Origin of the sequence: Mycobacterium asiaticum DSM 44297, from assembly GCF_000613245.1 — a bacterium.
In the GTDB taxonomy this organism is placed as follows: Bacteria; Actinomycetota; Actinomycetes; order Mycobacteriales; family Mycobacteriaceae; genus Mycobacterium; species Mycobacterium asiaticum.
Genome location: NZ_HG964937.1, coordinates 1,155,177 through 1,168,750, shown reverse-complemented (window position 1 = coordinate 1,168,750; position 13,574 = coordinate 1,155,177). Strand labels below are relative to the sequence as shown.

Below are 13,574 nucleotides of genomic sequence, written 5' to 3'. Positions count from 1 at the left end.
ACCGACAAGCGCCCGAACACTCCTACAGGTACTGCCCCAGGTTCGACTCGGTGTCGATGGCCCGCGACGCACTGGACGACTTGCCGGTGACCAGGGTGCGGATGTACACGATCCGCTCGCCCTTCTTGCCCGAAATCCGCGCCCAGTCATCGGGATTCGTGGTGTTGGGCAGGTCCTCGTTCTCGGCGAACTCGTCGACGATCGAGTCGAGCAAGTGCTGGATACGCAGACCGGGTTGGCCCGTTTCCAGCACCGACTTGATCGCGTTCTTCTTCGCCCGGTCGACCACGTTCTGGATCATCGCGCCGGAGTTGAAGTCCTTGAAGTACATGACTTCCTTGTCACCGTTGGCGTAGGTGACCTCCAGGAACCGGTTGTCGTCGATTTCGGCGTACATCCGGTCGACGACCTTCTCGATCATCGCCTTGATGCATGCGCTGCGGTCGCCGTCGAACTCGGCGAGGTCGTCGGCGTGCACCGGGAGCGTCTCGACCAGGTACTTCGAGAAAATATCCTGCGCCGCTTCAGCATCCGGCCGCTCGATCTTGATCTTCACGTCGAGGCGCCCAGGCCGCAGGATGGCCGGGTCGATCATGTCCTCACGGTTGGAGGCGCCGATCACGATGACGTTCTCGAGGCCTTCCACACCATCGATCTCTGACAGCAGCTGCGGGACCACAGTGGTCTCGACGTCGGAGGAGACGCCCGTGCCACGGGTGCGGAAGATCGAGTCCATTTCGTCGAAGAACACGATCACCGGGGTGCCTTCCGACGCCTTTTCGCGGGCGCGCTGGAAGATCAGCCGGATGTGCCGCTCGGTCTCGCCGACGAACTTGTTGAGCAGCTCGGGACCCTTGATGTTGAGGAAGTACGACTTCGCCTCGCGTGCGTCGTCACCGCGCAGGTCGGCCATCTTCTTGGCTAGCGAGTTGGCGACTGCCTTGGCGATCAGCGTCTTACCGCACCCGGGCGGGCCGTAGAGCAGCACCCCTTTGGGCGGACGCAAGGCGTACTCCCGGTAGAGCTCCTTGTGCAGGAACGGCAACTCAACAGCGTCGCGGATCTGCTCGATCTGCCGGGTCAGGCCACCGATGTCCTCGTAGCTGACATCTGGGACCTCTTCCAGCACCAGGTCTTCGACCTCTGCCTTCGGGATGCGCTCGAAGGCGTACCCGGCCTTGGTGTCGACCAGCAGCGAGTCGCCGGGCCGCAACTTGCGCGGGCGGCTGTCGTCGTTGAGCGCGTCCGGGTGCCCTTCGGGCAGATCCTCGGCGACCAGCGGCTCAGCCAGCCACACGATGCGCTCCTCGTCGGCGTGGCCGACCACCAAAGCGCGATGACCGTCGCCCAGCACCTCGCGCAGCGTCGAGATCTCACCGACCGACTCGTAGGTGCCGGCCTCAACGACCGTCAGCGCCTCGTTGAGGCGCACGGTCTGCCCCTTCTTCAACAGCGACGTGTCGATGTTCGGCGAGCACGTGAGGCGCATCTTGCGCCCGGACGTAAACACGTCGACGGTCTCGTCGTCGTGCGCGCCGAGCAGAACGCCATAGCCGCTGGGCGGCTGGCCGAGTCGGTCAACTTCTTCGCGTAGCGCCAACAGTTGTTGGCGGGCCTCTTTAAGAGTTTCCATTAATTTCGAATTGCGCGCGGCGAGTGAGTCGATGCGCGCTTCGAGTTGATGGACATCGCGGGCCGAGCGGGTGGGGTTCTGGTGTGCAACCGCATTATCGAGTTGCTCACGCAGAACCGCGGCCTCGCGCCGCAGTTGTTCGAGTTCTGCAGCATCTTCGCTGGACAGGGGGATATCGCGTGATGTTTTGAATGCTTCAGAACGCTCTGAGTCACCCATGTTGCGCTCCTTTCCCGCACCAAGGATGGCGTGGCGGATACTTCAACGCTACCGGCCGGCAGCGTTTGATGTGTGTAGTCAAATGCGGTTGAAAAGTTACAAGTTGGGTCACGCTGGTAATCTCGGCTTCTACTCGGGCCGAGCGAAAGGACTTCTGTGACCGCGAAATCCCTAGCCACAGGCCTTCCGGGGGCCGCAGCGACGGGTGCGGCCGACCCGGGTGTGACTTCCGTTGCATTCCCCTGCCTATACCCGTTTTTTCGCCGCTGAGCCCTGCCGCTGGATGTCCGGAAACGTCTGCGTAACACTGGGCACCGCCATCGCAGTGGCGGCAGCACTCACTGGTTGTTCCCAACACGCGGCGCGGCGAATGGATTCCGCCGAGCCGCCGCCGGCGGCGACGTCGAGCGTAGTGACCCCGCCGAGCGCTCCCCTGCCCCCTCCCGAGGCGCTCAACGATTTGCTGTTCCGCCTCGCCGACCCCGCCGTGCCGGGCAACGACAAACTCAACCTGGTCGAAGGCTCAACGCCGGAGACCGCCGAAGCGCTGGACAACTTCACCACCGCCGCGCGCGACGGTGGCTACCTGCCGATGGGGTTCGCGGCCAACAACATCGCCTGGTCGGGCGCGAACCCTTCGCACGTGACGTCCACCGTGGTAGTCACCACAGCCGACCCCGGCCGGCGCGAGTTCACGTTCCCGATGGAGTTTGTCCCGTTCCAATCGGGGTGGCAGTTGTCGCGCAAGACGGCGGCGATGCTGCTGGGGTTGAGCAATTCGCACAGCTCGACCACGCCGGTCCCGCCACCTCCGCCGGCCCCGTCACCGCCGCTACCGCCGCCGCCTGAGCCGGTGCCGCCACCCAGCCCAGAGCCGAGCCCCGGTCCCAGCCCCGCCCCGACGTCGTCGCCGGGGTCCTGAAGGGCATGTGGATCGGCTGGCTCGAGTTCGACGTTCTGCTGGGCGACGTGCGGTCACTCAAACAGAAGCGGTCGGTGATCCGGCCGGTCGTCGCGGAACTGCAGCGCAAGTTCAGCGTGTCGGCCGCCGAAACCGGCTCTCAGGACCTGCACCGACGGGCAGGCATTGGGGTCGCCCTGGTGTCGGCCGACCGCCGGCATGCCGTGGACGTGCTGGACGCGGCCGAACGGCTGGTGGCCGCGCATCCGGAGTTCGAGTTGTTGTCGGTGCGACGCGGGCTGAACAGAAGCGACGACTAGCCGTCGCGCCCCTCTCGTTTGCGGCCCAGCGGAGCAGGGGCAACCGCACCCGGCGCGAGCCGGCGTGCGGCAACCAGGAACGCCGTGTGCCCCCGCATGGAATGCTGCGGCCGCACGGCCAGCCCGACCACGTTCCAGCCCCGCTGCAGCGTCTCCCACGACCGCGGCTCGGTCCAGCACTGCTGGGCCCGGACCGCCTCCACCACCTTCGACAGCTGCGTGACGGTCGCGACGTAGATCACCAGCACCCCGCCGGCGACCACCAGCCGCGACACCGCGTCCAGGACCTCCCACGGGGCCAGCATGTCCAGCACCGCCCGGTCGAACGAGCCGTCGGGCAGTTCGGACTCGGCGAGGTCGCTGACGATGAGTTGCCAGTTGGCCGGTGCCGTCCCGTAGAACGCGGTCACGTTGCGCCGGGCGTGTTCGGCGTGATCGGCCCGCGCCTCGTAGGACACCACCGACCCCTCGGGACCGACCGCCCGCAGCAAAGACAGTGTCAGGGCACCGGAACCGGCACCGGCTTCCAGGACGCGGGCGCCGGGAAAGATGTCGCCTTCGTGCACGATCTGGGCGGCGTCCTTGGGGTAGATCACCTGCGGCCCGCGCGGCATCGACATCACGTAGTCGACGAGTAGCGGCCGCAGCACCAGGAACAGGGCGCCGTTGCTTGACTTGACGACGCTGCCCTGTTCCAGCCCGATGATCGTGTCGTGGGCGATCCGGCCCCGGTGGGTGTGAAACTCGGCGCCCGGCGTCAGCGTGATCGTGTAGTGCCGCCCCTTGGCGTCGGTCAACTGGACACGCTCGCCGATACTGAACGGACCCGTTGCTGACACGGCGTACAGCGTGCCAGCCGACTCGCTGACGCTGGTGCTTGGGGTTGTCGGTACCCGGTCCTAGGCTGCGATTATGACGGCCGCAGCACAGCCGCAGGTGTACAGCGCCCGACCGGCGCTCTCACCCTCGCGCGCCGCGGATTTCAAGCAGTGCCCGCTGCTGTACCGGTTCCGGGCGATCGACCGGCTGCCCGAGGCTCCCTCCCCGGCCCAGCTGCGGGGGTCGGTGGTGCATGTCGCGCTCGAGCGGCTCTACGAGTTGCCGGCCGTCCAGCGCGGCCCGGACACCGCGCGTTCGCTGATCGACCCCGCCTGGGACCAGGTGCTCGCCCGCGACCCCGAGCTGGCCGGTGAGCTGGACCCGGAGCAGCGGGCGCAACTCTTAGACGAGGCCCGTGCCCTGCTGGCCGGTTACTACCGGCTTGAGGATCCGACCCGGTTCGACCCGCAATGCTGTGAACAGCGGGTGGAGGTAAAACTGGCCGACGGAACGCTGCTGCGTGGCTACATCGATCGCATCGATGTCGCCGCTACCGGTGAGCTACGTGTGGTCGACTACAAGACGGGCAAAGCCCCGGCGGCGACGCGCACCCTTGCCGAGTTCAAGGCCATGTTCCAGATGAAGTTTTACGCGGTGGCGCTGCTGCGGTCCCGCGGCGTGCTGCCGACCCGGCTGCGGCTGATCTATCTGGCCGACGGCCAGCTGCTGGACTATTCGCCGGATCACGACGAGCTGCTGCGGTTCGAGAAGACACTGATGGCCATCTGGCGCGCCATCCAGTCCGCCGGCCAGACCGGTGACTTCCGGCCCAACCCGTCCCGGCTGTGCGACTGGTGCTCCCATCAGGCACTGTGTCCGGCGTTCGGCGGGACGCCGCCACCGTATCCGGGGTGGCCCGAATACTCATCCAGCACCGCGGAATCACAGCCGTCCGAACCGGCGGCATGACCGGCTGCTTCTACCGTCGCCTGCCCGGCGCGGGCGAGTATCAAGCGTTCGAAATCCACGGACCACACCCGCAGCAGTTGGGGCCGGGAGATCCAGCACGGCTCGCCCCCGCCTCCATCGGACCCGACGGCGTCGGAGCCACCACGGGTGAGATCTTCGACCGGACCGGTTTTGTCGGGACGTCGGCGCAGACCCTGCTGGTGCGGCGCCGGGACGGCTAGTCGAGCGGCGACATCTCCTGCAGGACAGTGGGAATCAGCTCGCTGACCGTCGGGTGGATATGCATCGTGCGCGACAGTGTGGTGTACGGGGCCTTGGCCGACATCACGTCGAGGATGCAGTGGATCGCTTCGTCGCCGCCCACTCCGAAGACCGCCGCGCCGAGGATCTCGTCGGTTTCGGCATCCACCACGACCTTCATAAACCCTTGCGTCTCACCCTTTTCCACGGCCCGGCCGACCCGGGTCATCGGCCGCTTACCGACCAGCGCCTTGCGGCCCGACTTGCGGACCTGGTCCACGGTCAGGCCGGCCCGTCCCAGCGGCGGGTCGATATAGAGCGCATAGGTGGTGATGCGGTCACTGACCCGGCGAGGGTCGTCATCAAGCAGGTTGGCCGCCACGATTTCGAAGTCGTTGTAGGAGGTGTGGGTGAAGGCGCCCTTGCCGTTGCAGTCGCCCATGGCCCAGATGTGCTCGACGTTGGTGCGCAGTTGATCGTCGACGACGATGTAGCCGCGGGCGTCGGTCTGCACACCGGCCGCCTCGAGGCCCAGGTCGTCGGTGTTGGGCTGGCGGCCCACCGCCAGCAGCAGGTGACTGCCCGCTATGGGCGCCGCGCCGGCACCGGGGGTCAACTCGAAACCGCTGTCGCGCTTGATAACGCGAACGTCATCCGCGCCGGTGATGACGTCGATGCCCTCGGCTTCCAGGATTTCCCTGATGGTGGTCGAAACGTCCTCGTCCTCGCGGGAGGCCAGGCGCGCGCCGCGTTCCACGACGGTGACCCGGGCGCCGAAGCGGCGGTACATCTGCGCAAACTCGAGCGCGATGTAGCTGCCGCCCACAATGACCAGATGCTCGGGCACCGTGTCGAGCTCCAGCACGGACACGTTGGTCAGGTACTCGACCTCGGAGAGCCCGGGGATGTCGGGCACCACCGCCCGGCCACCGACATTGAGAAAGATCCGGTCGGCGCTCAGCAGCTCGTCGCCGACCCGGATGGTGTGCGGATCGGTGAAGCGGGCGTGCCCGCGAAAGACGGTGCAGTTGTCCATGCCGTCCAGCCAGGCCTGAACGCCGCTGCGGTCCTTGAGCATGATGTCGTCTTTGCGGGCCTTGACCTTAGCCATGTCGACACTGACCGGACCGGTCCCCACCCCGTATTCGGCACCGCGGCGCGCCAGGTGCGCGGCGTGGGCGCTGGCCACCAACGTCTTGGTGGGGATGCATCCGTAGTTGACGCACGTGCCGCCGACGTGTTGGCGTTCGATGACGGCGACGCGCTGTCCCGCGGCGGTGAGGCGGCCCGCCAAAGGCGGACCGGCCTGTCCGGCACCGACGACGATCGCGTCGAAGGTCTTTGCCCCCGAGGACCCTTCGGTCACAGAGCGGCCGCCGCGGCAACGATGGCGAAGGCGCCCAGCACCGCCACCGAATCCTCAAGCAGCGCAATCGGCAAGTCTTTGCCGCCATTCTTGGCGACCAGCGCCCGGCGAGCTCGGAAGCCGCCGAGGGTGCCCAGCACGGCGCCGACAACTCCGGCACCCAATGAGCCCCACTTGTAACCCCAGGCGGTGCCGAGTACCGCACCGGCGAACCCGCCCATGATCAGCCGCACCGCAAACACCGGCGGCGCGGTGCGCGGCGGCGTCTTGGGAAGTTTGTCGTTGATCAATTCGCCGATGGCGAGAACGGTAAGGATGATGACGGTCACCAGATTGCCGACCCACGAGGCCCACGTTCCGTGCAGGTTGAGCCAAGTGAGGAAGACGGCCCATGCGACCGCGGCGGGAGCCGTCAACGACCGCAGCCCGGCGACGACACCAAGCAACAACGCCAACAACAGAACGAGAATGTGTGTCACAGCGATCCCTCCTGGGACAGGCGCCGGCCCAGCGGCGATGACGAGAACCGCGCGGGGGGTCGCGGGTTCCAGCGGACGCTAACACAGCAACCGCGCTGGCACCTGTTCAGAATCGGCAGAATCTGATGTCGGAAGCCAGGATCGCTTTGGCCCCGATCGCGGCGAGTTCGTCCATGATTCCGTTGACGTCGCGGCGGGGCACCAACGCACGCACCGCAACCCAATCCGGGTCGGCAAGCGGGGCGATGGTCGGGGACTCCAACCCCGGGGTCACCGCCGTGGCGCGGTCCAATGCCGAGCGCGGGCAGTCATAGTCGAGCATCAGATACTGCTGGCCGAACACCACGCCTTGCACTCGGGCCACCAATTGTTCGCGGGCAGAAGCGGTTTCGCCATCATGGTCGACTCGCTCGATCAACACCGCTTCCGAATCGCAAAGCGGCTCACCGAAAGCGACGAGATTGTGCAGACTCAGCGTGCGACCCGAGCCCACCACGTCGGCGATGGCGTCGGCAACCCCGAGTTGCACGGAGATTTCTACGGCACCGTCCAGCCTGATGACGGTCGCGTCAATCCCTTTCGCGGCCAGATCTTTTCGAACCAGGTTCGGGTATGCGGTGGCGATCCGCTTGCCTGCCAGGTCGGCGACCGTCCAATCCCGGCCGGCGGGTCCAGCATACCGAAACCTTGACGACCCGAAGCCCAGGGCTAGCCGTTCCCGCACTGGCGCATCGGAATCCAGCGCCAGGTCACGTCCGGTGATACCAAAGTCGAGTTCTCCCGACCCCACATAAATGGCGATGTCCTTGGGACGAAGGAAAAAGAACTCGACATTGTTGGTGGGGTCGATGACGGTCAGATCTTTGGGATCGGTGCGTCGACGGTAGCCGGCCTCGGAAAGGATTTCGGTGGCCGGCTCACTCAGCGCCCCCTTGTTGGGCACCGCGACTCGCAGCATGTTCACAGTTTCCGGTAGACGTCGTCGAGGGACAGCCCGCGGGAAATCATCAACACTTGCGTCCAGTACAACAGCTGGCTGATTTCCTCGGCCAGCGCCTCGTCTGGCTCATGCTCGGCGGCCAGCCACACCTCACCGGCCTCCTCCAGGATCTTCTTGCCGAGCGTATGCACCCCGGCGTCCAGCGCGGCCACGGTCGCACTGCCGGCCGGCCGGGTGCGGGCGCGCTCGCCGAGTTCGGCGAACAGATCCTCGAAGGTCTTCACGGCCAGCGATTGTTTCACGTGCCGGTCAGCGAAGTCACTTTGGTTTAGCTCAAGCCGTCCCGCGAAGGTGCGCGGAATGCCGGCCGCAGCGGCGTGTCGCCGGCAATCTGCGCACGCTCGCGGCAATGCGGAGACAGGTGGCGTGGGCGTCCGCCTCGCAACGGCGAATGTTGGTCCAGACCGACACAGCCCAGGTAGGTTCAACGCACGCCCGGCCGATCAAGAGGAGTTCACCGTGCCGATATTCATGATCGAGCGCAACTACGCGGAGGTCCTGGAGCCCACCCTCGACGCCGTCGACGGAATCAATCGCATCAATGCCGAGGAGGGCGTTCGCTGGCTCTACTCGTTCCTTTCGGCGGACAAGCGAAAGACCTATTGCCTTTATGAGGCGCCGTCGCCGGAGGCCATCAAAACCGCGGCCGCTCGGGCCGGTCTGCCCGCCGATGTCGTTGTCGAGGTAAGCAATCGCATCATGTCGGATGGCGCATTTTCCAGTATCTGAACTTCACCCGAGCAGCTCGTGCTCGGTGGCGTACATCGCCGCCTGAGTACGGTTTGCCGCGCCGGTCTTGATCAGGATGCTGCGGACATGGTTGGCGGCGGTGTTGGTGCTGATGAAAAGGCGCTCCCCGATCGCGCGATTGCTCAATCCCTCGGCCAGTAGCCGAAGCACTTCGATCTCCCGGTCACTGAGGCCATCAGGGCCCTGCGGTACCGATGTCAGCAGCGGATCCACCAAATCGAGCACCCGGGATTGGCCGATCGGCGACGCGACCTCACGCGCCTGTTCGGCAAGGCGTCGCGCCTGGTCGGTGCAACCACCGGACGCCGCGAATAGCGCGTGGCGGGCCAAAGTCTCCGCGACATGTACCGCCGCGCCCATCCGCCGATCCATCTCAAGCGCCGCAGCGAAGTGACGCTCGGCGGCGTCGGCGTCACCGTTCAGCGCCGCGATCCGGGCGAGATATCGGTCGGCACTGCCGAACAAGGCGACAAACTGTCCGGCCGCCAAATTCTTGCCGGCATAGCGGGCGACGTACGGACGCAGCGCGTGCACGGCTTCGCGATTGCCCAGTTCCAAGGCCGCTTCCAGCATGAATACCAGCTCCATGGGCCACTGCGCCTGCTCGGTGTGGTCGCCGAGGTTGCGATTGAGCAGATGATTCAGCGCGCGGGTCATGCCACGTTCACAGCCCAGCTCGGTGTACAGCGCCAGCAGCCCTGGCACCCAACGGCCGGCGAACGTCTCGCTGCCGTCCACGAACCCGGCGAACCTTTTCAGGTCCCCCGTTTCGCGGCGGATCATGAACATCTGAACGCCGTAGGAGCCCTCCGTCCCGTCAGCGCCGAACGTGTTCCCGGTTTGCAGTGCGATGTCAGCCCACCGCTCGGCACCGGCGAAGTCGCCACGCAGATAGGTCAGCGCCTGCTTGACGCACGCGCTGATGAAGCCAAAGAAGGGCTGTCCGCAGGCTTGTATCGCTCGGTGCAGCTCGGCGGACGAGGCGGCCAGGTCGTCGGGTCTGCCGACTACGTAGCTGACCAAAGCGCGGAAGTGCGACGACGAGCCGAGCGCGACGTAGTCGCGAAGTGATTGCACCCCGTCCAGCACCTCGGCCGTCCGCTCCAACTGGACGTCAGACATTTCCGGGCTCAAGCCGTGCCACAGGCTGGCGTGCAACGCGTGCAGCACTGCGGCTGGATCGCCGACGTCCCGGGCGCGATCGATGGCCCAGCTACCAACTTCTCGGGCACGTGCCGCTTCGCCGGCAAACGCCAGCGCGCGTCCGAAACTCGCGAGAGCCCGCACATAGAGCGGGTCCTGGGTGCCCAAGCCGCAGACTTCCAGCGCCGAGGCCAGTAGATCGGCGGCTTTCGAGTCAGCCAGCCCGGGACGCCAACTCGCGTCCTCGTAGCCGATCGCCGCCTCTAGCCGAATGAGCGGATCGTCCATCGCGGTGGTGCGTTCGTAGATGGCCCGGCCGCGGGCGAAATCACCGGCGCGCACGTGGTTTGTTGCCGCACCCAAATTCAGTCGGGCCCGATCCTCGGGACTCAGTTCGGGAAGCGACGCCGCGCGCTCAAACCATTTCGCCGCGTCCTCGTAAGCCAGGCTCTGCTCGGCCAATTGAGCCGCTCTCCGCGAATAGTGCAACGCCTTGGCGTGGTAGCCCAGTACGTGCGCGAGCAGGTAGTGGTTGGCCAACCGGGGAATCAGCGAGATATCGGCGCGCCCCTCCAGCGCTTCGGCCGCCCGGGCGTGCATGATTCGTTGCCGCGACGCCGCCATGCCTTCCAGGACGGCCTCCCGGGTCAGCGCATGCACGAACGCGAACTCGCCATCAGAACCAGGAACTGCCCGCACCAGCCCGACGGCTTCGGCCGCATCGACAGCCGCCAGCGTCGCCGTCAAATCGGTCTCGCTGGTGGCGATCACCGCCGGCAGATCAAACGCTTCGCCCAGTACCGCCGCCTGCTCGATCACGTTGCGGACGCTGACCCCCAGCCCGCCGAGCCGGCGGGCAATGACGTCCCCGATCGAAGCCGGAACGCTCTGATGCGCATTCAGTTTGGCGAGCCCGCCACGGATTTCCAGGTGATTGCACAGTTCGGTGAGGAAGAACGGATTGCCGCCGGTCTTGTCTCGCAGCAACACCGCGGCCGTGCGCGCCGACGGCGGACGCAGCTGTTGGGTTTGGCCGACGAACTCGGCGATCGCCTCGGTGTCCAAGCCGCCGAGATCGAGACGGCGAACACCGTCGAACCGGTGCAGTTCGGCCATCCGTGTCGCAAGTTCTTCGGAGCGGTCAGGTTCGGTGGTGCGGAAAGTAGCCACCACCAGCATGCGCACATCCACGCAGCCGATGAGCACGTGTTCGAGCATCGCCAGGGTCGGCACCTGCGCCCAGTGCATGTCCTCAAAGATCAACGCGATCGGGCGATCGGCCGCCAGCCGGCGCAGAAAACCCGTCACCGCGTCGAAGAGGGCACGCCGTAGCTCGTTGACATCGTCGACGGACCCGGCGTCGGGCAGATGTCGATCCACCTCGGTTGTCAGTCGCCGTAGTTGTGGTCCTGCCTCGGCCAGCGCTCCCGCCAGGGAACCCGACGGGTTCGCGATCAGCAGTCGATCCAGCGCCTCGGCGAACGGCGCGTACGGGACGTCCGCGTCGGCCGTCGAGCTTCCGACGAGCACCGCGACGCCGTGGTCGGCCAGCCTCCCGGCCACCTCGGCGGCCAGGCGCGTCTTTCCGGCCCCGGGCTCACCGCCGACGAACACCGCCTGCCGCTTGCCGCCCTCAACCCGTTCCCAGGCCTGCTCGAACGCCCCGAGCTCGGCGGCGCGACCTACCAGCGGACCGCCACGCCGGGCGGTCAGCTCTGCCGGAAGCGGCGGCAGCACCCATTGCATCACCAAAACGTAGTCGCGGCCCGGCTCGCTGGTCGATAGTCAGATCTGACTACCGCGGTCCGCCCGAGGAATGCCTAGTTGTGGTCATGACGAGCCACTGTCTCGCGCCATAGCGTCAAGGCATGATGACCAACGTGGCGATAGATGAGGTGCGGGGCCAACTGGGCGGCGAGGTGATCCTGCCCGATGACCCGGGATATGACGAGGCCCGGGCACTGCACAACGCGATGATCGACAAGCGGCCCGCCGTGATCGCACGGTGCGGATCGGCCGCCGACGTCGCGAACGCTCTGGAATTCGCGCGGACGTCGAACCTCGACGTCGCCGTCCGCGGAGGCGGCCACAACGGCCCCGGATTCGGAACAGTGGAGGGCGGCCTTGTCATCGACATGGCGCCGATGAACCGGATCGAGGTGGATCCCGACCGGCGCACCGTCCGGGTCCAGGGAGGTGCGACGTGGGCTGCGGTGGACGCCGCGACCCACGCGCACGGCCTGGCGACGCCGAGCGGCATCATCTCCAGCACCGGTGTCGGCGGCCTCACCCTGGGGGGTGGCCACGGGTACCTGTCCCGCAAGCACGGCCTGACCATCGACAACCTCCTGGCGGCCGAGGTTGTGCTGGCCGATGGCCGCGAGGTGACCGCCTCCGAATCCGAGCACCCCGACCTGTTTTGGGCGTTGCGCGGTGGCGGCGGCAACTTCGGTGTGGTCACCTCGTTCACCTTCCGCCTGCACCCGATGCAGAGCGTGATCTGCGGTCCCACGGCATGGCCGATCTCGGCTACCGCCGACATCCTCGGCTGGTTCCGGGATTTCCTTCCGGCGCAGGACGAGGACTTGTACGGCTTCTTCGCAACCATGACCGTTCCGCCCGCGCCACCCTTCCCCGAGGCCTTCCACCTACACAAGGCGTGCGCGGTGGTCTGGTGCTACACGGGCGATCCCGCCCGCGCCGAGGAAGCCTTCACGCCGGTGCGCCAGATGCAGCCGGCCTGGGACGGCATCGGCACCGCCCCCTATCCCGCGCTGCAGTCCACCTTTGACGCCCTGTATCCCAAAGGGCTGCAATGGTATTGGCGCGGTGACTTCTTCCGGAGCATCCCCGACGGCGCCGTGGCGGCCCATGCCCGATTCAGCGAAGAGCTGCCGACCATGCACTCCACAATGCATCTGTATCCGATCGACGGCGCGGTTCATCGCGTCGGTCAAACCGACACCGCATTCGCACACCGGGACGTCACGTTTTCTCAGGTCATTGCGGGGGTCGACCCCGACCCCGCCAGCGCGGAGACCCTGCGCAGCTGGTCAGGCGACTACTGGAACGCGACCCACCCGTATTCGGCCGGCGCCGCTTACGTGAACTTCATGATGGACGAGGGGCAGGACCGCGTCCGCGCCAGCTACGGCCCGAACTACACCCGGCTCAGCGAGATCAAGGCGGAATACGACCCGCAAAACGTGTTTCACATCAACCAGAACATTCGTCCGGCGTAGTCAGCTAGTCGGCCCAGTCGGCCCCGAGGCAGTGCACAACCTTTCGGGGCCATAACACCCAACTCTCCAAAGATTCACCAGATCGACGGCGGTCTGGCGATAAAGCCATGACTCATAGAGAGGCCCTGAAATGTCCTTTGTCATCGCGATGCCGGAGTTAATGGCAAGTGCGGCAACTGATTTGGCCGGGATCGGCGCAACGCTTGAGTCGGCTGGCGCCGCCGCAGCGGCCCACACGACGGGCCTGGTCGCCGCCGCGCAGGATGAGGTGTCCATCGCCATCGCCGAACTGTTCGGGGCGCACGGCCAGCAGTACCAGACGCTGAGCGCGCAGGCCGCGGCGTTTCACCAGCAATTCGTTCAGACGTTGACCGGCAATGGGGCCTCGTACGCGATGGCCGAATCCGCTGCGGCGCAGCCGTTGCAGAGCCTGCTGGACGTGATCAACGCGCCGTTTGTGGCCCAGACCGGGCGCCCGTTGATCGGCAACGGC

Annotated in this window: 13 protein-coding genes and 1 pseudogene; 7 read left to right on the top strand and 7 right to left on the bottom strand. The window is 66.4% G+C overall.

All coding sequences use genetic code 11. From position 1 onward, the window contains the following. Positions 1-22: 22 nt before the first annotated feature. A complete protein-coding gene (gene arc / locus BN972_RS15815) occupies positions 23-1,852 on the bottom strand; it encodes a proteasome ATPase (protein WP_036359580.1) in 1,830 nt (609 codons plus the stop codon). 283 nt (positions 1,853-2,135) lie between these two features. Between arc and BN972_RS15810 the strand changes: the two genes are divergently transcribed. After that, on the top strand, positions 2,136-2,774 hold the full coding sequence (locus BN972_RS15810) for a hypothetical protein (protein ID WP_036359578.1): 639 nt from the start codon (positions 2,136-2,138) through the stop codon (positions 2,772-2,774). 5 nt (positions 2,775-2,779) lie between these two features. After that, the gene (locus tag BN972_RS15805; RefSeq protein ID WP_036359574.1) at positions 2,780-3,073 is read left to right on the top strand and encodes a DUF503 domain-containing protein; all 294 of its coding nucleotides are present in this window, start codon (positions 2,780-2,782) and stop codon (positions 3,071-3,073) included. Here the strand turns inward: BN972_RS15805 and trmI are convergent. Then, a complete protein-coding gene (trmI, locus tag BN972_RS15800) occupies positions 3,070-3,912 on the bottom strand; it encodes a tRNA (adenine(58)-N(1))-methyltransferase TrmI (RefSeq protein ID WP_036359572.1) in 843 nt (280 codons plus the stop codon). The genes BN972_RS15805 and trmI overlap by 4 nt on opposite strands. A 73-nt stretch (positions 3,913-3,985) precedes the next feature. Between trmI and BN972_RS15795 the strand changes: the two genes are divergently transcribed. After that, positions 3,986-4,861 (top strand): RecB family exonuclease, encoded by an 876-nt coding sequence (locus tag BN972_RS15795; RefSeq protein ID WP_036359570.1) that lies wholly within the window; start codon positions 3,986-3,988, stop codon positions 4,859-4,861. A gap of 83 nt (positions 4,862-4,944) precedes the next feature. Continuing rightward, positions 4,945-5,082 (top strand): annotated as a pseudogene (locus BN972_RS28860) (thioesterase family protein); the annotation flags it as partial. Here BN972_RS28860 and BN972_RS15785 read toward each other — a convergent pair. From BN972_RS15785 to BN972_RS15770, 4 genes are all read right to left on the bottom strand, one after another. After that, positions 5,079-6,467 carry an FAD-containing oxidoreductase gene (locus BN972_RS15785; protein WP_036359563.1) on the bottom strand — a complete coding sequence of 463 codons (1,389 nt, stop codon included), beginning with the start codon at positions 6,465-6,467 and terminating at the stop codon, positions 5,079-5,081. The pseudogene BN972_RS28860 and the gene BN972_RS15785 sit on opposite strands and share 4 nt — an antisense overlap. Then, a complete protein-coding gene (locus BN972_RS15780; RefSeq protein WP_036359560.1) occupies positions 6,464-6,946 on the bottom strand; it encodes a glycine zipper 2TM domain-containing protein in 483 nt (160 codons plus the stop codon). Before BN972_RS15780 ends, BN972_RS15785 begins: the two co-directional genes overlap by 4 nt. Before the next feature lie 106 nt (positions 6,947-7,052). Further along, positions 7,053-7,904 carry an ATP phosphoribosyltransferase gene (gene hisG, locus BN972_RS15775; protein ID WP_036359558.1) on the bottom strand — a complete coding sequence of 284 codons (852 nt, stop codon included), beginning with the start codon at positions 7,902-7,904 and terminating at the stop codon, positions 7,053-7,055. A 2-nt stretch (positions 7,905-7,906) separates the two neighbouring features. Beyond that, on the bottom strand, positions 7,907-8,188 hold the full coding sequence (locus BN972_RS15770; protein ID WP_036359555.1) for a phosphoribosyl-ATP diphosphatase: 282 nt from the start codon (positions 8,186-8,188) through the stop codon (positions 7,907-7,909). A gap of 217 nt (positions 8,189-8,405) precedes the next feature. On the opposite strand from BN972_RS15770, the gene BN972_RS15765 reads away from it, so the two are divergent. After that, positions 8,406-8,675: a DUF4242 domain-containing protein gene (locus BN972_RS15765; protein ID WP_036359552.1), complete on the top strand. Its 270-nt coding sequence runs from the start codon at positions 8,406-8,408 to the stop codon at positions 8,673-8,675. Between the two features lie 3 nt (positions 8,676-8,678). Here the strand turns inward: BN972_RS15765 and BN972_RS31025 are convergent, their stop codons facing one another. Continuing rightward, positions 8,679-11,585, bottom strand: a complete 2,907-nt coding sequence (locus tag BN972_RS31025; protein WP_036359550.1) for an ATP-binding protein — start codon at positions 11,583-11,585, stop codon at positions 8,679-8,681. A gap of 122 nt (positions 11,586-11,707) precedes the next feature. Here BN972_RS31025 and BN972_RS15755 point away from each other — a divergent pair, with 122 nt between their 5' ends. Further along, positions 11,708-13,081: an FAD-binding oxidoreductase gene (locus BN972_RS15755; protein ID WP_051545504.1), complete on the top strand. Its 1,374-nt coding sequence runs from the start codon at positions 11,708-11,710 to the stop codon at positions 13,079-13,081. Between the two features lie 130 nt (positions 13,082-13,211). Further along, a partial coding sequence (locus BN972_RS29260; RefSeq protein WP_148305405.1) for a PE family protein occupies positions 13,212-13,574 on the top strand: 363 nt, incomplete at its 3' end.